The organism is Exiguobacterium sp. s11, from assembly GCF_018619015.1.
Lineage (GTDB): Bacteria > Bacillota > Bacilli > Exiguobacteriales > Exiguobacteriaceae > Exiguobacterium_A > Exiguobacterium_A indicum.
In genome coordinates, this window is the sequence record NZ_JACSNF010000001.1 from 862,424 (window position 1) to 883,999 (window position 21,576).

A 21,576-nucleotide genomic window follows, 5' to 3' on the forward strand; every position below is an offset into this window, starting at 1 on the left:
TAGATCATTCGTGTAAAAGCTAATAAAACGGGGAAACAATACATATCGTCAATTGTAGGAGGTAGAATGTATGGAATGGAACCATCCCCTTTTTGCAGCCATTACGGCGTGGTTCATCGCCCAAGCAGCGAAGCTTGTCACGAGTTTGGTACGGACACGAAAGTTCGACCTGGAAATCATGTTTGCTTCTGGTGGTATGCCTAGTTCACATAGCTCGACTGTCGTCGCCTTAGCCGTGGTCATCGGTTTTCAGGAAGGCTTCTCGTCCTCACTCTTCGCACTAGCTGCTATATTTGCCACGATCATCATGTATGACGCAACGGGTGTCAGACAAGCAGTCGGTGTTCAGGCAAAATTACTCAATGATTATTTCAAAGGAATTCGTCATGAGACCCCTCTTCTGAATGAGCTCGTCGGTCATACCGAGTTTCAGGTGTTCGTCGGTCTGTTACTCGGACTAGTCGTCGGTCTTCTATGGCCCGTCTTCTTCTTTTAATCCTATGATGTACAACAGCCCATCCAATAATCGGATGGGCTGTTTGAGTATGATATAGCTTATGGTTTCAAGACGACCTTGATGCATCCATCTGTCCGATCATTAAATGTCTGATAGGCAGAAGCAGCATCATCAAGTGCCACTCGGTGTGTCACGATATCCGTCGGATCAAATTCTTGATTGATGATTTTCTGGAATAGTTCCGGCATCAAATGAATGACTGGTGCTTGTCCCATTTTCAGCGTAATATTTCGGGTAAAGAAATCGCCAAGCGGAAACTGATTATATTTTTTAGCGTAGACGCCTGTCAACTGCACAGTACCAAATTTCCGGACAGCGTCCTTTGCAATGTCAATGGCACTCAACGTTCCACCTTGCAGACCAATCTTTTGTTCAATTTTTTCTACAGGGGACATCTTCCCATCAAAACCGACGCAATCAATTACGACGTCTGCCCCACCTTGTGTCAGCTCTTTAATATACGCACCACTTTCTGCGTGATCTGAGAAATTTACTGTCTCGACTTTATTCGTGACTTTAGCATGATTTAATCGATACACTTGATCATCTACCGCAATGACTCGCTTTGCCCCTTGCATCCATGCAAATTTTTGTGTCATTAGTCCAACTGGTCCTGATCCGAGTACAACGACTGTATCTCCTTTTTTCACACCCGCATGCAGAACACTCCAATACGCCGTAGGTAAAACGTCAGATAAAAACAATAGTGCCTCATCTTCTAATTCACATGATTCAGGAATCACGAGTGGCATGAAATTCCCGAACGGAACTTTTAAATATTCCGCCTGACCACCGGGATGTCCACCAAACTCTTCTGTAAAGCCGAAGTACCCACCTGTATCAACATGGGGATTTCCGTTCGAGTTATCACATTGACTCTCCATATCATGTTCACAAAAGAAACAGTGACCACAAGCAACATTAAACGGTAACACGACGCGATCACCACGCTTGACCTTCGTCACACCTGGTCCAACTTCTTCAACGATGCCCATCGGTTCATGACCAATGACATAATCCTTGTGAGCCGGCATATTCCCTTGATAGATGTGTAAATCTGATCCACAAATGGCAGTCGAAGTGATTTTAACGATGATATCATCGTTTTTATCAATCGATGGATCCTGGACTTGTTTGACTTGAACATCTTTTGCTCCTTGGTACGTTACGGCGCGCATGTGGCATCCCCCTTAGTGGAATAGAATGACGTACCTTTGTCCTTACCCTAATACAATCTTTTTTTATACATGTTTATTGAAATTGGAACTTTTCTCCTATATATATCGTATGTTGTGAAAAACACACTTTACACAATTAACCTATGAATGAAAGGAGGCACTCGCGTGGCACGATGCACCGTTTGTCGTCAATCCTGGTCTGCTCGAACAATCTATCGTTTAATCTGGTCTGCTCACGGACTCCCCTGTCCACATTGTCAAAACCGACAACATCTACATATGGAACATCAAGGTCACTTCCTTCGAATCGGATATTTGATTCCTTGGCTGACGTTTCTTCTTATACTGATTTGTCCTTGGTATGCCAAGTTATCGCACTATGCTTCTCCTCATCGGTTATGACGAGACAAAAAAGACGAACTTGTCACTTTCGACAAGTTCGTCTTTTTTTAGAATCAAGATTTTAATAAGTCGAGTACAGAACGGACTGTAGAGGCAGAGCGATTCAAAGCCTCTTGCTCTTCAGTCGTCAGTTCGAGTTCATAGACATGCTCAACACCGTTTCCGCCAAGAATGACCGGTACACCGAAATACATATCGTCATATCCATATTCGCCTTCGAGATAAGCAATGGCAGGTAGAATACGTCGCTGGTCCTTCAAGATCGCCTCGACCATCTCAGCAATTGCTGCTGCCGGTGCGTAGTAAGCGGAACCGCTTCCGAGTAACTGAACGATTTCACCGCCGCCTTTACGTGTTCGGTCAACGATCGCCTCTAACCGCTCCTTGGATATCAGTCTCTCGATTGGAATGCCTCCTGCCTGAGAATAGCGCAGTAGCGGCACCATGTCATCTCCGTGTCCTCCGAGTACGAATCCCGATACATCCTTTACAGAAACGTTCAGTTCCTCTGCTAAGAATGTCCGGAAACGTGCCGTGTCGAGGACACCGGATTGACCGATGACACGCTCTTTTGGAAAACCAGATGCTTGATAGACTGTATACGTCATCGCATCGACCGGATTCGTCAAAACAATGATGATCGATTCCGGTGCATGCGCGACGATTTCCTTCGTCACAGCCGTCATGACGGCAGCATTCGTACTCACGAGGTCCTCACGGCTCATCCCTGGCTTCCGAGCGATACCGGCAGTGATGACGACGATATCCGCACCGTTGATGTCGGCATAGTTCGATGTCCCTTTTACTGAAGCATCAAACCCGAGGATCGGCGCTGCCTCTTGCATATCGAGCGCCTTTCCTTTCGTCGGATTCTCTTGCTCGGGTCGGTCGACGAGGACGACATCTCCTAGCTCTCGCTGAGCAAGATAGAGTGCTGTCGTTGCGCCCGTAAAGCCACTTCCTATGACTGCGATCTTCTTCCGTCTGTTCATCGACTCATTCCTCCTGATCGGATTACATGTTTTTGATGAGTTCGTCCGCGAATTCAGAACACTTCACTTCAGTCGCACCATCCATGAGACGTGCGAAGTCGTATGTGACAACTTTCGATTCAATCGATGTTTCCATCGATTTGATGATGAGATCTGCTGCTTCGTTCCAGCCGAGGTGACGGAACATCATTTCGCCTGACAAGATGACAGACGATGGGTTTACTTTATCAAGTCCAGCGTATTTCGGTGCTGTACCGTGAGTGGCTTCAAAGATCGCATGACCTGTCATGTAGTTGATGTTTGCTCCAGGTGCGATTCCGATACCACCGACTTGTGCAGCAAGTGCATCTGAGATGTAGTCACCGTTCAAGTTCATTGTCGCAACGACATCGAACTCTTTTGGACGAGTCAAGATTTGTTGTAAGAAGATATCAGCGATTGAGTCTTTCACGATCAACTTACCAGCAGCTTCTGCGTCTGCTTGTGCTTTGTTCGCAGCATCTGTTCCTTCTTCTTCCTTGATACGATCATACTGGTTCCAAGTGAAGACGTGCTCTGCGTATTCACGCTCAGCAAGCTCATAACCCCAGTTTTTGAAAGCTCCCTCAGTGAACTTCATGATGTTTCCTTTGTGAACGAGCGTCAACGAAGCGCGCTTGTGCTCAAGTGCGTATTCGATCGCTGCACGAACGAGGCGTTCTGTTCCCTCTTTTGAAATCGGTTTGATTCCAAGACCAGATGTCTCAGGGAAGCGGATTTTATTGACACCCATTTCGTTTTGAAGGAACTCAAGCAGTTTTGCAGCGCCTTCGCTACCTTCTGCGTATTCGATTCCTGCGTAGATGTCTTCAGTATTTTCACGGAAGATGACCATGTCTGTATCTTCTGGGCGTTTAACCGGTGAAGGAACACCTGTGAAGTAACGAACTGGACGAAGGCATGTGTACAAATCAAGTTCTTGACGTAGAGCAACGTTCAACGAACGGATTCCGCCGCCGACTGGTGTCGTAAGTGGTCCTTTGATTGCGATGATGTGCTCGCGAATGAGGTCAAGTGTCTCTTCCGGTAACCAGTTGCCTGTTTTGTTGAATGCTTTTTCACCAGCGTAGACTTCTTTCCATTCGATTTTCTTTTCACCGTTGTATGCTTTTTCAACTGCTGCATCAAACACACGTACCGCTGCGTTCCAGATATCAGGTCCTGTTCCGTCACCAATGATGAACGGAATGATTGGAGCGTTTGGAACTTGAAGTGTACCGTTAGTTACTGTGATGTTTTCGCCTTGAAGTGTAGCCATGTCTAAAAATCCCCCTTAAGTAATTGTAATCTACATCAAAAATCAGGAGAGGATTGCTCCTCCCCGTCCTTTTAACGTTCTTGGATGGACACGTATGTCCGGTGCGTTTCACCCGTGTAGTCTGCACGCGGGCGAATCAGACGGTTATCGCTATACTGCTCTAAAATGTGCGCCAACCAACCTGACATCCGACTTACTGCAAAGATTGGAGTGAATAGTTCTGTATCAAGTCCAAGTGCATGGTACGTAGAAGCGGAATAGAAATCAACATTTGGTTTCAATCCTTTTTCCGATTGGACGATTTCGTCGATCTTAACTGACATCTCATACCATTTCGGCTCCCCGATTTGAGCAGTCAGCTGACGACTCATTTCTTGAAGGTGCTTCGCACGTGGATCGCCGTCCTTGTAGACACGGTGACCGAAGCCCATGATTTTTTGCTTGTTCTCAAGTTTATTATGAACATACTCGTCAACCTTTTCAACCGAATCAATTTCTAACAACATCTTCATGACGGCTTCGTTCGCGCCACCGTGAAGTGGTCCTTTTAATGCGCCCATCGCTGCCGTCACACCTGAATAGACATCTGAGAGTGTCGCGACACACACGCGTGCTGTGAACGTCGAAGCGTTCAACTCGTGGTCAGCGTGAAGAACGAGCGCTTGGTTGAAGGCTTTTTCTGCAACTTCCGTTGGCTCTTCACCCGTCAACATGAACAAGAAGTTTCCTGCGTATGAAAGACCTGTTTTAGGTGCAATCGGCTCTTGTCCTTTTTTGATACGGGCGTAAGCTGTGACGAGTGTTGCGATTTGTGCCTGTAATTTGATGGCTTTAGCGTAATTCGCCTCAGTCGACATATCTTCCGATGTCTCATCGTAAAGCGCGAGTTGCGAGAGCGCTGTTCGAATCGTTGCCATCGCATTCGCCGACTTCGGTGCTGCCTTCATTGTTTCAAGAACGGCAGTCGCAACCGTTGCTTCGGAAATGAGTGCTTCCGATAGTTGCTTCAATTCCTCTTCTTTTGGTAGACGGTCGTTCCACAATAAGAAGACGACTTCCTCAAATGAGGCGTGCTCCGCCAAATCATCAATCGTATAACCGCCATACGTCAATTGACCATCGATGATCGAACTGATTTTCGATGAAGTCGCGACGATTCCTTCTAAACCTTTAGTTTGCGTCATGACAATAATCCCCCTTTTTTTCCCCAGAAATTTAAAACGCTTTCATTTCCGTATTGAAAAAAAGACGTCCACTCAAGAGCCGTTCCCCATGCTTGTAGCGCTGTACTCTTGAATAGACCATCTTGTTTCTGTTCTTAGTATAAACAAAAATACCCAAAAAGTGAATGAACTTGCATACTATTATCAAAAAATTAATTCAGTAACTTTGCTGATTCGGCTCATCCTGTGAACGCTTTTGCGATGACATCCCACATTCCGATGACGAGCGCCGCGATTCCAGCACCAATCAATGGTCCGACCGGTACCCCTCGGAAAAGTCCGACTGCAAGAATTGTTCCAGCTAGCAAGGCTGTCGTCACGAGTGGATCTTCTTTCATCAGTCCAACACCGTGTGCTGCGACGATTGCAACAAAAATTCCTGATAAAAATGAGATGATGCCGATATGTCCCCGAATACTTTGGAGCAGCTCCTTAAATCCGATATCCCCTGCTGCAATCGGTACGAGGATCGCTGCCGTGATCAATGTGACGCCCCACGTGATCCCTTTTGCCTGCAAGGAAGGAAACAGTCTACCATCCAGCCCAATTGCCTTGATGATCAGCAGGAAGGCTGCAGCGATGATTAATGATTTGTTTTGTGCGATGACCCCGATGAAGACGAGGGCAATCAAAAAAAGATAAGCTTCCATACGTCCTCCTCATACAAAAAAGACGGACATGACCTAAGTCACGTCCGTCATGAATGGATTATGCGTTATATAGTTTACCTGTCAATGGATCGATTGAGATCATTTGACCGTCTTTGAAGACTGTCAATGCATCTTCGACACCAACGATGACTGGTTTACCGAGTGATGGTCCAACGATTCCAGCATGGCTTGTCAATCCGCCATCAACTGTGATCATCGCTGCAGCCATCTCGATTGCAGGCATCATGTCACGATCAGTTGAGTTCGTAACGAGAATCATGCCTGGCTTCGCTTTCGCGTTTGCTTCTTCTGCGTTGTTTGCGATGACGACTTCGCCAACGACTCCACGCTCACCGATTCCACGACCGTTTGCGATCTCTTTACCGACGATGTGGATTTTCAACATGTTCGTTGTACCAGCAGTCAAAGCAGGGATACCTGCTGAGATGACGACAAGATCACCATCTGTGACGAAACCAGCGTCTTTTGCTGTGTCCGCAGCAAGTGTCAACATGTCATCCGTGTTGTCTGAAAGATGATCAACGACGATTGGGTACACGCCCCATACGATGTTCAACTGACGTGCGACACGTGCGCTTGGTGTAACCGCGACGATGTTTGGCTCTGGACGGTATTTCGAGATACGTGCAGCCGTGTAACCCGATTGTGTTGGAGTCAAGATTGCTTTTGCATCCAAGTTGATTGCAGTGTGCGTAACCGCTTGAGCGATTGCATCTGTGACTGTGTGCTCACTACGTGTCTGACGATCTTTCAACAAGAGCTTATAGTCGAGCATTTTTTCTGTACGTTTTGCGATCGAGTGCATCATTTGGACAGATTCGATTGGGTAGTCCCCTGCTGCTGTCTCACCTGAAAGCATGATTGCATCCGTACCATCAAGAATCGCGTTCGCGACGTCTGATGCTTCAGCACGTGTAGGACGTGGGAAACGCTGCATCGAGTCAAGCATTTGTGTTGCTGTAATGACTGGTTTACCGAAATCGTTACAAAGCTTGATCAAGTCTTTTTGAGTTGGTGTGACTTCTTCCGTTGGGATCTCGATACCGAGGTCACCACGCGCTACCATCAAACCGTCCGAAATCGCAAGGATTTCTTCGATGTTATCGACACCTTCTTGGTTCTCGATTTTCGGGAAGATTTTGATATGGCTCGCGTTGTTTTTCTCAAGCAATTGACGAATCGCAACGACGTCTGACGCACGGCGTACGAAAGATGCAGCGATCAAATCGATATCGCTCTTGATACCGAACTCGATATCCGCAATATCTTTTTCTGTCAAAGCAGGAAGATTAACCTTCACGTTTGGCAAGTTAACGCCTTTTTTCGTCTTGATGACGCCTTCGTTTTCGATTGAACAACGAAGTTCACGGTTCGGAAGTTTTTCAGTGACACGAAGACCGATGAGACCGTCATCAAGCATGATCATCGAACCAACTTCGACGTCATCATAGAGTCCTTCATACGTGACAGAGAATTTATCTTTCGTTCCGACGATTTCGTTTGCGTCTCCGCTGACGATGATGACTTCTTGACCACGTGCGAGAAGCGCTTTTCCTTCTTCAAACGAATGTGTCCGGATTTCTGGACCTTTCGTATCAAGAAGAATCGTAACGATTTTGTTTGCTTCTTTCGCTGCACGACGGATATCCGTGATACGTGCACCGTGTTCTTCATAATCGCCGTGTGAGAAGTTCAAACGAGCGACGTTCATACCTGCTTCGATCATTTCTGGAAGACGTTTTTCTGACGCCGGTCCGATCGTACATACAATTTTAGTTCTACGCATATTCCATAAACCTCCTACGGTGTTTGGCCAAGTTCTCTTGCCCATTTCAATCCTATCGACGTTCGTTAAATCGAAAGCTGTTTTGAAAGCTCGAGGATTTCAAGGTCCAGCTCATGTTTATTCTCGTCGAGTGCCTCATCGATATCGAGATCGATCATCTTACCACCACGCACGCCTACGACGCGTCCTTGTTTTCCTTGAAGTAGGATTTCGACGGCATGTGCCCCCATCCGACTTGCAAGTACACGGTCTGCTGCTGTCGGCGCTCCACCACGTTGAACGTGACCAAGAACCGTGACGCGTGTATCGAGACCTGTTTCTTTTGCGATCGCGTCTCCCACGTCCTGAGCACGACCGGCTCCTTCAGCGACGATGACGATTGAGTGCTTCTTACCGCGGTCGACACCACTTTGAATGCGATCGAGGACTTCTTTTAAATCTTCAGGACGCTCGGGAACAAGAATCGATTCTGCTCCACCAGCAAGTCCTGCATATAATGCGATATCACCCGCATCGCGTCCCATGACTTCAATGACATACGTTCGCTCATGCGACGATGCCGTATCACGAATTTTATCGATCGCTTCAAGCGCCGTGTTGAGCGCTGTATCAAAACCGATCGTATAGTCCGTTCCAGGGATGTCGTTATCGATCGTACCTGGAAGTCCAATTGTCGGGAAACCAAGTCCCGTCAATTTTTGGGCACCACGATACGACCCGTCTCCGCCTACGACGACGAGTGCATCAATTTCAAATTTCTTTAGATTGACGACCGCTTTTGCTCGTCCTTCTTCTGTACGGAACTCAGGGCAACGTGCTGAACGTAGGAACGTTCCACCTCGTTGAATGATGTCACCGACTGATCCAAGGTTCAACTGGACGATGTCCCCGTTGATTAATCCTTGATAGCCATTGTAGACACCAAATACTTCTAAGCCATGAAAAATCGCTTTACGCGTGACAGCACGCACCGCGGCATTCATACCTGGTGCATCGCCGCCACTCGTTAAGACAGCAATCCGTTTTAAACTCACGTTAATCACCTCTCCATTAATCTGAATCTAAAATAGCACGTTGTTTTCTTGTTTTACAACAGGGCAGATTGCATAAACTTTCACTAGCTTTTTCATCATCGATTCCGGAAATGAGGAATATCAATCATGATAGCGATTACATGGTGCTTATGTGCCAATTTGGTGATATTTTTCGGTCCGCTGATCGATGAGCTCTTCCTTGGTCAGATGAACCAATGATTCAAGTTTCTGTACCAATACAGTTTTTAATTTATCCGCCTGTAATGACACATCGAGATGCGCCCCTCCGACGACTTCTGGAATGATGGCATCCGCGATCCCGAGTCGTAATAAATCAGGTGCTGTGATCTTCATCGATTCCGCCGCTTTCTCCGCAAGACTTGCATCTTTCCATAATAATGCTGCAGCACCTTCAGGAGAGATGACCGAATACGTTGAATTCTCGAGCATCAAAAGTTGGTCACATACTCCGATTCCTAAAGCACCACCTGATCCACCTTCACCGATGACGATGGAGATGATTGGAACTGTCATACCAGCCATCTCAAATAAGTTTTTCGCGATGGCCTCACTCTGACCACGTTCTTCTGCCGCACGTCCTGGGTAAGCCCCTTTCGTGTCGATGAACGTAATGATCGGTCGATTGAATTTCTCCGCTTGTTGCATGAGACGTAGTGCTTTTCGGTACCCCTCCGGATGTGGCATCCCGAAATTACGACGAATGTTTTCTTTTGTGTCTTTTCCGCGTTGATGACCGATGATCGTCACCGGACGACCATTCAGTGTTCCGATTCCACCGACGATTGCCGCATCATCATATCCATGACGATCGCCGTGCAACTCGATGAAGTCTTCACAAATGAATTCAATGTAATCGAGTGTCGTTGGACGTTCTGGATGACGTGCCAATTGAACGCGATTCCACGCTTTCATATTCCCGTAAATATCGAGTTCTAACCGATGAAGGCGTTCTTCAAGAAGTTGGAGTTCTTCCTTGAAGTCTAGTCCTTGTGTTTCCGCCATATCATGGAGCTCAAGAATTTTTTCGCGTAACGCGATGACTGGTTGGTCAAATGGTTGCATGGTTCGTTCCCTCCGCATGTAGCTTTAAGATTCGCGTATAGTACGTTTTCAGATCATGTCGTGATACGACATCGTCCAGTTGACCTGCTTGTAATAAGAATTCTGCTGTTTGGAAATCTTCCGGTAGTTTTTCACGTATCGTCTGTTCGATGATCCGTCGACCTGCAAACCCGATCAACGCCCCCGGTTCAGCGATGTTAAAGTCACCGAGCATCGCAAAACTCGCTGATACCCCGCCGGTCGTCGGATGCGTCATACAAGAAATATAAAGTAATCCAGCATCTGAATGCTGTTTTAAGAAGAGACTCGATTTCGCCATCTGCATGAGACTAACCATTCCCTCTTGCATCCGTGCTCCACCTGAAGCGGAGAAAATCGTGACAGGTAGACGATGTTTCGTTGCGTAACGAACCGCTTCAGAAATCGCAGCACCGACCGCTGCACCCATCGAGCCCATCCGGAATCGTGCATCCATGACACAAGCGACGAGTGGGTGACCATTCACATTCCCGACGCCACAGACGATCGCTTCTTCAAGACCCGTTCTGACTTGGTCGCCCTTTAATTTTTCCGGGTAATCCTGGAATCCAAGCGGATCCGCTTGAACTGCCGGTAAGTCGAAATACGTCACCGAACCTTCATCGAATAATTGCGTAAAACGTTCTTGCGCTGTCAACGGGTGATGATACCCACATGAACAGACACGTAAGTTCGCCTCCAATTGTTTCGTATATTGGATTAATTTACATTTCGGACATTTCGTCATTAGGCCAACTGGCACATCGACACGCTGCTCCTTCGAAGTCAGCGTGACGAACTTTTTAGGTTTTCGAAAAAATGCTTGCACGTTCAGTTCCCCCTTGTCATCCTATGGGCGGTTCAAGAGTTGTTCCCGTTCCGCCTGCGTATAGAGTTCCCCTTGACCGAAGCTTTTATGGAAGGCATTGACTTGTCGCCAGATTCGTTCAAACAAATCGTTATCGACCGTCTGAATCAACGTCTCACGAAACGCTGCATCGGATGATACGACTGGTGCAAGCACCGAAAGGTCATCCAGCTGCGCGAGCGCTGCTTGCTCAAGCAAGCGGAGCGTTCCTGCCAAGTCTTCGAACTTCGAATCGCCAGTCACTAAGAATTGAGCGATGATTTGAATATAGGTATGATCGTCACGGTTCAATAGAAAACTTCCGCCTCCATGTCGTGTCTCGACGATTCCTAAATAAGCGAGCGTCCGTAATGCTTCTCGTACGGACGGTCGACTGATGGATAGTCGTTCTGCCAGTTCCCGTTCTGATGGAATACGGTCTCCTGGAACTAATCCATCTTGTTCGATCATCAATTTAATCGCCGCGATATTGGCTTCAAACGCATTTCGTTTCTTCTCCATATCGATACGGCACCACCTTTCTGACCCTTCAGTCGGTTGCTTCAATCGGTGGCATTGGTCAGACCAATTACCCCTTATTATAACAAATCTTATTACCTAGTACTAGTTTGAGCGGGGGACATTTTTCAGGACGACATGATCCTCGCCAAACCGAATACGTAGCCGAGCTAGTAATTCCTCATCATGCTGCACTGCATAGAGCGGCGGTAACGATTTCGTCTCGCGTGAATCCGCGTAGCGAACGACGACTGGAATATCGCCTGGTACTGCTTCAAGCAACTGTTCGAGTGCAGCCAGCTCATTTTTTGATGTTAACTTGACGAATAGCACATCTTGCCCAAGCGGACGCAGACGTTCCAAAATGAACTGACGCTCCCCTTCGCGATCCTGCACCTTTAGTTCAATCAGCAAGACGTTCCCTAAATAAAGTGATCGACGGAATCGTTCATATTGATTCGGGAAGACGACAACCTCTTCATTCGAATATCCGTCGACTGCCTGAATGACCGCCATCGTTTGACCGCGTTTCGTCTTGAATTCTCGAATCTGATCAATATAACAGACTAAATAATGTGTTTCCGAACCGACGCCAAGGTCATGGAAATAAGCAGATTCAACCGGAGCTTTCATTGCTGTCGTCAACGGCGAATACGTCAACCAGAACCCAAGCGCTTCCCGTTCTAATCGCGCCCAATCGGAATCACTTCGTTTCGAGGACTTCTGTGTCCGGCGTTTCCCGAGAATTGCCAACTCGTCTGGAAGTAATGTATTCGACGACTCAGTGAAATATTCGAGTACTTCTTGTTCAGCGAGTCCGCGATCGCCGTGTGTCGCTCGATCTAGCGCACCACTGTAGAGTAACAATTCGATTTTTGCGCGCTCCTTCTTACCCCATCCGACGTGGGTCAATAGATCAGCAATCGTCGCCGTGTGCTTTGATGCTTCCTTTACACGTTCGAACTCTCGCTCGGAAATACCTTTAATCACATGTATTCCGAGACGAATCCCTTTGCCTTCTAACGAAGAACGGTAATCGGAAATCCAGACGTCCGGCGATAGGACAGGAAGACGTCGTTCGCGCATCAATCGGACGAGACGCTCCGGTTGTTCGACCGAGACGAGTAAGAAAATGTGTGGGAAATGCGCTTTGATATATCCGAGGGCGTAACTAATCTTTGAATAGGCGACCGCATGGCTTCGGTTGAATCCATACCCAGCAAATCGCTCAATTTGTTCATAGAGTGAATGTGCAATCGCATCATCGAATCCATTCGATTTTGCTCCTTCGAGAAAACGAACCCGTTCCTGTTCGAGCGAATCCGTACTTTTCTTAGAAATCGCACGTCGTAATAAATCTGCTTGTGCGAGTGTAAATCCAGCCACTCGACGAGTGATTTCCATGACTTGTTCCTGATAGACGATGATGCCATACGTTGGTGCAAGTACGTCTTCTAATACGGGATGTAACATCTGATAAGGTTGACCAGCTTTTCGTTTCGCGTACAGATCAATGAATTTCATTGGTCCCGGACGATAGAGTGACATCGTTGCTACCAAATCCTCGAACCGATTCGGTTTGACTTCGCGCAACGTCTGTTTCATACCTGTCGACTCGAATTGGAAAATATCATCCGTCTCGGCGCGGGCAAAGACTTGGAATGTCGCGCGGTCTTCTTCCGGAATTTGCGTGAGCGTAAAGGATGGCTGTTCTCGTCGAATCAATTCTTCCATCCGACGCAAACGACTGAGATTTCGTAATCCTAACAAGTCAATTTTCAACAATCCTTGACGTTCCAATGCCTGCATCAAAAACTGCGTCACATAGCGTTCATTTGGTCCCGTTTCAACGGGTGTCGTCTCGACGAGCTGTTCAGATCCAATGACGACGCCAGCCGCGTGAACCGAACGTTGTCGCGGGAGACCCTCGACCGCTTGCGCTAGTTGCAACAGTTGCCGGCGCTTTTCGCTTCCAGAGAACCAGCGATATGTCTGTTTGTTTTGTTCGATTCCTTGTAACGTCGTGGATTTTCCAAGCTGTTTGACCGCAGCATCTAATTCATCCTTCGAAAACTCTAGCGTCCGTCCGACGTCTCGCAAAGCGGCTTTGGCACCGAGCGTCGACAATGTACCGATTTGAGCGACGTGATCTTTTCCATAACGCATCACGAGATCCTCTAATACTTCTTCGCGTCGTTCATCTTCGATATCGATATCGATATCCGGCATCGAAATCCGCTCGGGGTTCAAGAAACGTTCGAATAGTAATCCATACTTCAATGGATCCACCGTCGTGATCCCAAGCGCATAGCTGACAAGTGATCCGGCTGCTGAGCCTCGACCAGGTCCAACGAAGATGCCTTTCGCTTTTGCACTACTTACGAGTTCTTCAACGATTAAAAAATAATCGGCAAATCCTGTCTTATGGATGACTGATAGTTCATAAGCGAGACGTTCCCGCGCTTCATTACTTTCATGACCATGTGCCAGTAACCCTTCCTCAGCACGTTTCCGTAATAACGCATTCGAGTCTTCCGCGACACGCGGCAGTGGACGTTGTTGAAACGGTAATTCCAAGCGTTCAGATGTCGTAGCAAACTGCTCCGCCATCGTAATTTCTCGCTCGGTAAAGTCTTCGAGTAACTCTTCCCGGGTCTTTAAATGCATCAGACGATCTGTCTTTTGGTCTTGGAACGTCGTCGCTTCACCAATCGCACGTATCGCTTGATACGCTGACGCTTCATCTCGACGGATGTAACGAACAGGATCGACTGGGACGGTCTCAACACCAAGCGCTGCTGCGACTTCGCGGTAACGCGCACGACTCTCTCGTTCGACCGTTGAGCGACTAGAGGTCACACCCATATATGTACGCGCTCCTTGAACATGTCCCATCCATTGAACGAAGGAACGACGTAGACGCGTCGCATCTTCAGAGGCTTGACGCAGTGGCACGAGCACCGCGATCAGTGATGAAACTTCAGTCTCCCCTTGTTGACTGGCTAGTCGATACAGTTGACGCAGTCCATCAGAAGAAAAAGCAAACCATAAGATACAAAATTCTTCTTCTTCGATTCGCTGCTCCCATCCGACGATCGGTTGCATATTTCGACGTTGACATGCATCGATGAATGCGGGAACTCCTGTCAATGTCGTTTCACAGATGACCGCTCGTCCGATGTGTCGACGGACTAGTTCATCGAGATAGGGCTCGATTCGAACTAAACTCTGCAATGGACTAAACTGCGTTCGAACATTTATGTGCATCTTCCATTCTCCTTTCTCTTCTGATGGATGTTTTTAAAAGTTTTCAGAACCTTCATATCTAACTGATTCAAGTACTCGCCATCTGATTTATTATTCGATACAATAAGTATAGAAATATCATGACGGGTACGGAAGGAGCGTTTCTCATGATTTTGAATCGCAGTCAAATCGCACGTGAAAAAGTCGAACAATTAAAGCTCGGTGTTACCGCTTTTACTGAAACGGAAGAAATCGCTGAGAAGATTCGCAAATTTGTCGCTGAACTTCAACTGAATGTCATTGAAGATCACACAGATCGTGGCGTTTGGTTCATTCCGCAAGACGAAACAAAAACGCAATAAGCGTAAAAAGGCTGTTCGCTTCGCTTCCTCAATGAGAGGAGTGAGACCGAGCAGCCTTTTTCCATTTAAAACTGGAAGTTAGCAGCGACCTCGTCCAGACGACGGATGACACGTTCGACTTCACTCAACTGTCCAATCGTTGCACCAGACGCCATCGGATGTCCACCACCATTGAATTCTTTTGCTACTTCATTGATGACGGGACCCTTCGAACGAATCCGGACGCGAACCTCCGTATCCGTCTCAAGGAACAATGCCCAACACTTCATGCCTTTTAAACCGGCAAAACTATTGACGAGCAACGATGCTTGCTCAACCGTCGCACCAAACTGCTTCAACGTATCTTGTGTCAATACGACATAACCGACACCTTGATCCGTCAATTGAATATGTTGCAGGACGTATCCTTGTAAATGAAGCGCCGCAAGTTCTGTTTCGTACATATTGCGATACAACCAGTCCGTATCGATTCCTGCATCAATCAATTGCGCTGCGACTTCAAATGTTCGTTTCGTCGTGCCACGGAATTGGAAACGTCCCGTATCACCAACGATCCCAGCGTAGAATTGAATGGCAGCTGATGTTGGAATCTCGTATCCCCATTCGTTCAACAAATGAACGAGCAGTTCCGATGTCGAACTCATCGTCGTATCGACGAGTTGTACTGGTGCGTATGGATCTTCATCCGGATGATGGTCGATTTTAATGACGTCTTTTCCTGTCATTGCGACCTTCCCGTCAATCCGCGCTTGATTCGCTGTATCCAGAATCACGACTAACGCCTCTTTGTATAATTCATCGTCTACTTGATCGAGCTCTCCCATGAATGACAATGATGTCGCCATTTCTCCGGCCGTTAATACCGTTTTGCTAGGGAATTGATGTTGTAACGTCAATTGCAAACCGAATTGACTACCGAGTGCATCGGGATCTGGACGTTCATGACGATGAATGATTATCGTATCTGCCGCTTCAATCATTTGTTTGATTTGCTCTTTCACTGTGCACAGCTCCTCTAATCTTGATATGATATGAGATGAAGACAAAAAGGAGGTCCTTTTAACATGCAATTCATCCTCATCGCCCTCATCGTTTTCTCGCTTGGTGGGTATTTGTTAGCAAAACGCCGCGCGTTCCATACGAAAAGCACGAACCGAAAATACTTGTTCAATACGCAAGCGAGCATTTGGTTGAGCTTGTTCGTTATCCTATTTGCCGTCAACCAGTTCGTTTCTGGAAACGGATTAACGACACTCGTCGGGAAAATCGTTTGTTCCATTTTAATCATCGTCGGTGTTGCTTCATTCATCGCCGGATTCATCCGTTACAAAAAGATTTATCCGTATGTCGTCCGCGAGATGGAGCAATCCTGAGCTAGATTCAGAGGAACCGAAGTCCATTGACTTCGGTTCTTTTTGGTTCATTTAACGATCGATGAGTTGGGATGTCACGAGTGCCTTCGCAACGATTTGTGTGCCTTGATACATCTCGACATCGACTTTCCCGAATTTTCGACCGACGTCAAAAACATTCGCCCGGATCGTTACCGTGCTCTCGATTTGAACAGGTTTAATGAAATAGATGCTGACGTTTTCGATGACAAGGTCACCTTTCTTCATGTGACGCAACATTCGCGTCGCTCCTTCGACTAGAAGCGTCGTCAATACCCCACTCGAAGCAGTCCCCATGAAGTTCGTCATTTGCGGCGAGACCTCAAGCGATAAGTACGGTCCCCGTTCGTCCTCTGCCGCCTTGATCTGTCCTGTAATTAGATCGTCGAACGTCTCTCCGACTTGTGGCTGGCGATTCGCGAGTTGCAGTGCCTTGAGGACGTCTTGACGGCTAATGATCCCGAGCAATCGACCGTACTGGTCGATGACCGGCAGCATCTCGATTCCTTCCCAGACCATCTGATGCGCAGAATTCGTGACACTCGTTCGAATACCGACCGTGATCGGATGACGGGTCATGACTTTTTCAACAGCCCAGTCATGTGGACGGTCAATGATGTCCTTCGCTGTCACGACACCGACGACCTTCATTTGTTCATCGATGACGGGATAACGGTTGTGTTTCGTCTGCTCATTCAACTCGTGCCAGCGTGAAATCGGATCCGTCGTCTGTAAATAGAACGTATCATGCAACGGAATTAAAATATCCGAAACGAGTAAAATCTCCTTTTTGATCAATCGATCATAAATCGCTCGGTTGATCATCGTCGCAACCGTGAACGTATCGTAGGATGTCGAAATGATCGGTAACTCCATTTCATCCGCTAATCGTTTCGCATCTTCTGTCGTATCAAAGCCACCGGTAATCAATACAGCAGCTCCTGCTTCAAGCACGAGTTCATGTGCTTTTTCGCGGTTTCCGATGATGACGAGACTATCGACATCGATATAGCGCATCATCGCTTCGAGCTTCATTGCGCCAATGACGAATTTCGTCAACGTCTTGTGTAATCCATTTCGACCACCGAGCACCTGACCGTCGACGATGTTCACGACTTCCGCGAATGTCAGCTTCTCGATATTTTCTTTTTGTTTCTTTTTAATCCGAATCGTTCCGACTCGCTCAATCGTCGAAACGAACCCTAAATTTTCTGCTTCCTTGATGGCGCGATAAGCCGTCCCCTCGGATACGGTCAAATCCTTCGCGATTTGTCGGACGGAAATCTTTGTTCCGACATCAAGATCTTCGATATGTCGAATGATCTGTTCGTGTTTCGTAGGCATACTGTATCCCTTCTTTTCCTTTTTTCTACTCTCCTGTCATTATACTGTACTACTCTAAAGATGAAAACGTGTACTAGTCTGATTTACGATAAATGTTTTTCGAACCGGACGATGATATACTTATGTAGAAAATGAGTAGAGAGGTGGAATCATATATGAGCGAACGTACGAATCAAATCAGTGAATTCCTGAAAGAACAAGGAATCGACTTAGCCGTCGTCACTTCGAAGGCAAATGTGTTTTACTTCTCAGGAGTCTACGCTGAACCCCACGAACGTGTCATGGCGGTTCTCGTCGATGTAACCGGTAAGCATGTATTATTCTGTCCGGCACTCGAAGCAAGTATCGTTGCAGCGAGTCCTTGGGAAGGAGACGTCGTGACCTATGAGGATCACGAAAACCCATTTGATCGATTAGCAGAATTATTCGCGACATTCGAGCACTCGAATAACCGAATCGGTATCGAAGGAGAACACATGACGTTTAGTCGCTATCAGGAACTAAGCTCACGTCTCGAGAACGCAGCCATTCTTGATATCGGTGAGTCTTTACAAGCGCTTCGTCTGAAGAAAACACCGGAAGAAATCGCTATTCTTCAAGAAGCAGCCACACTTGCGGATGAAGCAATCGAAATCGGTAAACAAGCAATCCGCCCAGGGATCACGGAAATCGAAGTCATTGCAGAAATCGAATATGAAATGAAGAAAAAAGGTGTCCGTGAGATGTCATTTGATACGCTTGTCCTATTTGGTGCAAACAGTGCTGATCCGCACGGTGTACCCGGCGACCGTGTCATCCAAGAAGGCGACTTCGTCTTATTCGACCTCGGCGTCGTTTGGAAAGGCTACTGTTCCGATATTACACGGACCTTCATTTATGGCGAAGCGAACGAAGAACAGAAAAAGATCTATGAAACGGTTCGCCAAGCACTTGAAGCCGCGACAGAAGCGAGTCAGATCGGCACAACACTCGGTGCGTTAGATAAGGCAGCCCGTGACGTTATTACAAACGCTGGCTACGGACAGTACTTCACGCACCGTGTCGGTCACGGACTCGGAATCGAGGTTCATGAATTCCCGTCCCTCGCGTCAAACAACCTACTGACGGCAGAAGCTGGTATCGTCTACACACTCGAACCAGGCATTTATGTTCCAGGTGTCGGTGGCGTCCGTATCGAGGATGATATTCATCTCACTGCGGAAGGTCCAGTTGCGTTAACTCGCACACCAAAACATCTTCAATCCATTCCATCATCTTAACTCAAGAAAAATGGAGCTGACTCAACAGTCAGTCTCTATAAAGATAAGGGTGGCAGAATGATAATCTGCCACCCTTATCTCGTGGATGACGCGTCACACGCCACTCCTACAGGAAAAGCGCATTTATGCGCTGTCAGAGACGAACAAGACCCGCTTTCCTGCTTAAATGAAGCATGAAAACTGGCTTGTGTCTCGCCTGAGGAAAGGGCGTGAAAAGACGCGTCATTCTTTTTTTGAGTCAACCTCATTTTCTCTTACTTACGGGATTGATGGACGACATTGACGCCACCTGTCACATCGAGGATTGCTCCCGTGATCATACTTGATTCTTCTGCCAACAAGAAAGAGATCGCGCGAGCGATATCTTCTCCGACACCCGTTCTTCCGACCGGCGTCGCCTCATCTTGCTCCGCTTCAGAAATCAACTTCGTCTTATTGTCACCGACGATGTTTCCCGGGTTGACCATGTTGACCGTGATGCCGTGTTCGGCCTCTTCAAGCGCTACACTCTTCGTCAAACTTACCATCCCGCTTTTAGCAGCAGCGAACGCTGCCCGGCATACCCATCCTGGCGCTGTTGCACTTTCCGGGAAACCGTACGTAATGATTCGACCGTAGGTTTGCTTACGCATGACAGGCAATACTTGACGTAACAGCCAAAAACTAGCTGTCAGATTTCCGGTGATCACTTCATTCCATTCCTGATCGGTGTAATCCACTAACGCTTTTCGTTCAAATATATAAGGTCCTGCATTAAGTATCAACGCATCAATCCGACCTTGCTCGTTGATTGCTTGTTGGGTTGCGCGTTCCAATTCTTCTTGATTCGTCACATCTGCTTGAATCGTTATGAGATTCGGATGTGTAAATTCGGGTTCGGAACGATGAAACGCTGTCACTCTCCAACCTTCTTCCAGTAACTGGCGCGTCACTCGTTCTCCCAGTCCTTTTGTACCTGCTGTAATTAACGCGTGCCTCATCTTGGCATCGCCCCCTTTCACTGACTCCATCTTACGACGGAACAGAAAGGAAGGACAATTTTTAGAACTCACTGAATGTTTCATCCGCTCCCAGTAAGAGAATGGTATAATTAGGTTGTACTCATCATATCGATTACGAAGGGATGGATTCATCATGGCAATCGTCTATCATAATGTACTCGTAGCAGTAGATGGCTCAAAAGAGGCAGAACGTGCCTTTGAGACGGCAATCGATGTTTCATTGCGGAATGATGCAAAATTGATCATCGCACACGTCATTGATACACGGACATTCGCAACAGTAGAAGCCTATGACCGCACTATCACGGAACGTGCCGAATCTTACGCGAAGGAATTGCTAGACGAATACGTCAAGACTGCTCAAGATCGCGGTGTACAGGAAGTCGAAGTAGCGATTGAATACGGCTCACCGAAAGTAACGATCGCCAAAAAGCTTGCCCCTAATCATGATGCTGATTTAATCATTTGTGGCGCAACTGGTTTAAACGCTGTTGAACGTTTCTTCATCGGTAGTGTCTCTGAAAGCATTACGCGTTACGCAAAATGTGACGTCTTGATCGTCCGTTTATGAATCACTCTTCGTCAAAAAGCCTCTCTTCCTTCATTTCAAAGGAAGAGAGGCTTTTTGACGATCTGCTTAAATAAAAAACCATCGAACCAATGTCCGATGGTTTGCAATCATTTGTATTTTACTGTGACCGAACGACGACCCCAGTTGAATGCTTCTGAACGAGAGTAGTAAAGGATATCCATCTTTTTCCCTTTAATAGCACCGCCAGTATCAGCAGCTGTATACGTCCCTTTTAATTTCCCTTTGTAATACACTTTCACTGTCGAACGAAGTGGAATGACACGTGGATCAACCGCTACGACTTTCTTTTTCGAGCTTTTGATGTTCCAACCGATTGCTGTCAGATTACCACTACCTGGATCATATGGTGTATAAGCTGTTGCACTTACGTTCGTGATTGTTTTCCAACCACCTGTCGATTGTTTTTTCGATCCACTCGATTTTACGAGTTTCGAGTATTTCGCGCTAAGATAAGCCGTTTTACCTTTGTAGCTTACTTTGTACCAGTTCCCTGTTTTTGCTTTGTACGATAACGTTTGGTTCTTATATAGAAGACCGAGTTTTTTCGACGAAGTAGTTGCTTTTTGACGAATGACTAGGCTATCGACTGTTGACTTGACGCTTTTCTTAGTTGCAGCCTCTGCTTGAAGACCTGCGAACGAACTGAGTGCTAACACGACCGTTAAAACACTTGCGAGCATCCGTTTCATCATGTATTTTCTCCTCCATCATTGTTTCGTGTTTGTTAACTGAGATTAATATACATGACAAAATGAGAGTGTGCCGTTACATATAGACCACAAAAATATGTCTGTACTATTACTTTTATGTTACA

General features: G+C 46.9%; 20 protein-coding genes. 5 read left to right on the forward strand and 15 right to left on the reverse strand.

Annotation, left to right across the window (positions count from 1 at the left end; translation table 11 throughout):
• Window positions 1-70 precede the first annotated feature (70 nt).
• The gene (locus KNQ12_RS04740) at window positions 71-496 is read left to right on the forward strand and encodes a divergent PAP2 family protein (protein WP_214746584.1); all 426 of its coding nucleotides are present in this window, start codon (window positions 71-73) and stop codon (window positions 494-496) included.
• Window positions 497-555: 59 nt separating this feature from the next.
• On the opposite strand, the gene KNQ12_RS04745 is transcribed toward KNQ12_RS04740, so the two are convergent.
• The 11 genes from KNQ12_RS04745 to dnaE all read right to left on the reverse strand — a co-directional run bounded on the left by KNQ12_RS04745 (window position 556) and on the right by dnaE (window position 14,834).
• A complete protein-coding gene (locus KNQ12_RS04745; RefSeq protein WP_023469032.1) occupies window positions 556-1,695 on the reverse strand; it encodes a zinc-dependent alcohol dehydrogenase in 1,140 nt (379 codons plus the stop codon).
• Window positions 1,696-2,150: 455 nt separating this feature from the next.
• Complete coding sequence (mdh, locus tag KNQ12_RS04750) at window positions 2,151-3,089, reverse strand: malate dehydrogenase (protein ID WP_214746587.1); 939 nt, start codon at window positions 3,087-3,089, stop codon at window positions 2,151-2,153.
• 22 nt (window positions 3,090-3,111) lie between these two features.
• Entirely contained in the window at window positions 3,112-4,386 is a 1,275-nt protein-coding gene (gene icd, locus KNQ12_RS04755) for an NADP-dependent isocitrate dehydrogenase (RefSeq protein ID WP_058703891.1), read from the reverse strand.
• 71 nt (window positions 4,387-4,457) lie between these two features.
• Window positions 4,458-5,570 carry a citrate synthase gene (citZ, locus tag KNQ12_RS04760; protein WP_023469035.1) on the reverse strand — a complete coding sequence of 371 codons (1,113 nt, stop codon included), beginning with the start codon at window positions 5,568-5,570 and terminating at the stop codon, window positions 4,458-4,460.
• A gap of 218 nt (window positions 5,571-5,788) precedes the next feature.
• A complete protein-coding gene (locus KNQ12_RS04765; protein WP_023469036.1) occupies window positions 5,789-6,259 on the reverse strand; it encodes a DUF441 domain-containing protein in 471 nt (156 codons plus the stop codon).
• Between the two features lie 58 nt (window positions 6,260-6,317).
• Window positions 6,318-8,066, reverse strand: coding sequence for a pyruvate kinase (gene pyk, locus KNQ12_RS04770; protein ID WP_058264723.1), 1,749 nt, complete (start codon window positions 8,064-8,066; stop codon window positions 6,318-6,320).
• A 65-nt stretch (window positions 8,067-8,131) separates the two neighbouring features.
• Entirely contained in the window at window positions 8,132-9,100 is a 969-nt protein-coding gene (gene pfkA, locus KNQ12_RS04775; protein WP_214746590.1) for a 6-phosphofructokinase, read from the reverse strand.
• A 147-nt stretch (window positions 9,101-9,247) separates the two neighbouring features.
• Complete coding sequence (gene accA, locus KNQ12_RS04780; RefSeq protein ID WP_214746593.1) at window positions 9,248-10,183, reverse strand: acetyl-CoA carboxylase carboxyl transferase subunit alpha; 936 nt, start codon at window positions 10,181-10,183, stop codon at window positions 9,248-9,250.
• A complete protein-coding gene (accD, locus tag KNQ12_RS04785) occupies window positions 10,170-11,030 on the reverse strand; it encodes an acetyl-CoA carboxylase, carboxyltransferase subunit beta (protein ID WP_023469040.1) in 861 nt (286 codons plus the stop codon). Before accD ends, accA begins: the two co-directional genes overlap by 14 nt.
• 21 nt (window positions 11,031-11,051) lie before the next feature.
• Window positions 11,052-11,570 (reverse strand): FadR/GntR family transcriptional regulator, encoded by a 519-nt coding sequence (locus KNQ12_RS04790; protein ID WP_050677654.1) that lies wholly within the window; start codon window positions 11,568-11,570, stop codon window positions 11,052-11,054.
• Between the two features lie 102 nt (window positions 11,571-11,672).
• Entirely contained in the window at window positions 11,673-14,834 is a 3,162-nt protein-coding gene (dnaE, locus tag KNQ12_RS04795) for a DNA polymerase III subunit alpha (RefSeq protein WP_214746596.1), read from the reverse strand.
• 146 nt (window positions 14,835-14,980) lie between these two features.
• Between dnaE and KNQ12_RS04800 the strand changes: the two genes are divergently transcribed.
• Window positions 14,981-15,175 (forward strand): YtzJ family protein, encoded by a 195-nt coding sequence (locus KNQ12_RS04800; RefSeq protein ID WP_214746599.1) that lies wholly within the window; start codon window positions 14,981-14,983, stop codon window positions 15,173-15,175.
• A 65-nt stretch (window positions 15,176-15,240) separates the two neighbouring features.
• On the opposite strand, the gene KNQ12_RS04805 is transcribed toward KNQ12_RS04800, so the two are convergent.
• Window positions 15,241-16,176, reverse strand: coding sequence for a DHH family phosphoesterase (locus KNQ12_RS04805; protein WP_035396547.1), 936 nt, complete (start codon window positions 16,174-16,176; stop codon window positions 15,241-15,243).
• 63 nt (window positions 16,177-16,239) lie between these two features.
• Here KNQ12_RS04805 and KNQ12_RS04810 point away from each other — a divergent pair, with 63 nt between their 5' ends.
• Window positions 16,240-16,548 carry a YtpI family protein gene (locus KNQ12_RS04810; protein WP_023469045.1) on the forward strand — a complete coding sequence of 103 codons (309 nt, stop codon included), beginning with the start codon at window positions 16,240-16,242 and terminating at the stop codon, window positions 16,546-16,548.
• 51 nt (window positions 16,549-16,599) lie between these two features.
• On the opposite strand, the gene KNQ12_RS04815 is transcribed toward KNQ12_RS04810, so the two are convergent.
• Window positions 16,600-17,910, reverse strand: coding sequence for a DRTGG domain-containing protein (locus KNQ12_RS04815; protein WP_023469046.1), 1,311 nt, complete (start codon window positions 17,908-17,910; stop codon window positions 16,600-16,602).
• 155 nt (window positions 17,911-18,065) lie between these two features.
• Here KNQ12_RS04815 and KNQ12_RS04820 point away from each other — a divergent pair, with 155 nt between their 5' ends.
• Window positions 18,066-19,169 (forward strand): M24 family metallopeptidase, encoded by a 1,104-nt coding sequence (locus tag KNQ12_RS04820; protein WP_023469047.1) that lies wholly within the window; start codon window positions 18,066-18,068, stop codon window positions 19,167-19,169.
• A 254-nt stretch (window positions 19,170-19,423) separates the two neighbouring features.
• On the opposite strand, the gene KNQ12_RS04825 is transcribed toward KNQ12_RS04820, so the two are convergent.
• Complete coding sequence (locus tag KNQ12_RS04825) at window positions 19,424-20,149, reverse strand: SDR family oxidoreductase (protein ID WP_023469048.1); 726 nt, start codon at window positions 20,147-20,149, stop codon at window positions 19,424-19,426.
• 154 nt (window positions 20,150-20,303) lie between these two features.
• On the opposite strand from KNQ12_RS04825, the gene KNQ12_RS04830 reads away from it, so the two are divergent.
• Window positions 20,304-20,741, forward strand: a complete 438-nt coding sequence (locus KNQ12_RS04830; protein ID WP_029342342.1) for a universal stress protein — start codon at window positions 20,304-20,306, stop codon at window positions 20,739-20,741.
• Between the two features lie 107 nt (window positions 20,742-20,848).
• On the opposite strand, the gene KNQ12_RS04835 is transcribed toward KNQ12_RS04830, so the two are convergent.
• The gene (locus tag KNQ12_RS04835) at window positions 20,849-21,454 is read right to left on the reverse strand and encodes a 3D domain-containing protein (RefSeq protein WP_023469050.1); all 606 of its coding nucleotides are present in this window, start codon (window positions 21,452-21,454) and stop codon (window positions 20,849-20,851) included.
• Window positions 21,455-21,576 lie beyond the last annotated feature (122 nt).